We start from the raw sequence: 1,299 nt of genomic DNA, 5'->3' as shown, positions 1-1,299 counted from the left end.
TCTCACGGCCTGAATAAATGCCTGATGGGACAATCTCTAGAATCCAGCTTTAATGAATGAGCAGCGGGAATCGCTGTAGAATCGCCGACAGCGCTTGGTTTTGAGTGTTAGAAGCGACCTGTTTCTTAACCGCAATATGGGTGAGATAGTCAGTAACCTCTCTATCCCCCATGGTATTTGGATGCTGGTACTTATGAAAACGAATAAAGGCTTTAATCCAATAAATATATGCTTGCTCAGTACGAATACTGTAATGACGTGCTCGAATTTTATTTTGTACCTGTATTAACAGCCGCTCTGCCATACCGGTTCTCCACTGTTTTTTTATACAGGGAAATTTAGCAGTAAACTGGCATTGGTCAAATGCCAATAAGTTGGTGTAATCTCAAAGTGAATTATTTGAAATATGATAAATATCATAGAGATGGGCATTACTTTGGCATTTATAAAATATGGTTAAAGAAGTAGTAAACCATATAAAATATAGTAAATCGCTTGGTGATATTCTGTATCTCAAAGCGGTTGGTCTAGTAAGCGTTAGCTGCTTGATTTCTAGTTAAGGTTTCATTCTTGCAGATTTTTCCCGCTGTGAGTTTTTGCATCGTGCTGGCTGGCCGTCGAAATCAGTGCAATCAGGTTTTGTGAAAGCCAACGTTTGGTTCACGTTTTACGGTGCGCGTCCCGCTTACGTCACTATCTTTTCAAAATGTTGGCTCGAACATCGTACTACGTCAGGTTTTGTGCAGGCCAGCTTCTATATTGTCGTTTGCTTTTAGTTTTCAAACCTTCTGGTTCAAACTGGTTTTCAGCATTTTGGTTCAGTGCAGCTTTAAAAAATGTTCTCAATCTTGAAAAGAAAACAAAAAGGTTTTCCCTGTCGGAGAGTTTTTTACATTGTGCTGGCTGGCCATTGAAACCTGTGTAACCAGGTTCTGTGCAAGCCAACGTCTGGTTTACGTTTTATGGTGCGCGTCCCGCTTACGTCACTATCTGTTCAAAATGTTGGCTCGAACATCTTTCATCATCAGGTTTTGTGCAGGCCAGCTTCTACATTGTCGTTTGCCTTTTAGTTTTCAAACCTTCTGGTTCAAACTGGTTTGCGGTATTTTAGTTCCGTGTGGTTTTCAGCTGCGTACAAAACCTTTGGTGGTAAATCTTCTGGTTTTTACTTTGTTGCCAGTGGTACTCGCTTCAGGTTTTCGTCAGAGTTTAAGTATTTTACGGGCTTACGCAGCTAACAAGTGACTATGGTGTCAATCATAAATTATCCAGCTAATTCGGGGTTCCAATGAACCCCAT

The 1,299-nt window shown here is 40.7% G+C and carries 1 protein-coding gene; it reads right to left on the bottom strand.

Annotation, left to right across the window (positions count from 1 at the left end; genetic code table 11):
- Nucleotides 1-49 precede the first annotated feature (49 nt).
- Nucleotides 50-304 carry a phage integrase N-terminal SAM-like domain-containing protein gene (locus Q1B11_RS20155; protein WP_299735799.1) on the bottom strand — a complete coding sequence of 85 codons (255 nt, stop codon included), beginning with the start codon at nt 302-304 and terminating at the stop codon, nt 50-52.
- Between the last annotated feature and the right edge of the window lie 995 nt (nt 305-1,299).

This window comes from uncultured Endozoicomonas sp., from assembly GCF_947495845.1.
GTDB lineage: Bacteria > Pseudomonadota > Gammaproteobacteria > Pseudomonadales > Endozoicomonadaceae > Endozoicomonas.
The sequence above is the reverse complement of the archived record's forward strand: the minus strand, read 5'-3'. Positions and strand labels throughout refer to the sequence as shown.

What these genes read in the sequence shown, in the direction of transcription:
- Q1B11_RS20155 (WP_299735799.1), bottom strand. Translation starts at nt 304, where the DNA reads ATGGCAGAGCGGCTGTTAATACAGGTACAAAATAAAATTCGAGCACGT.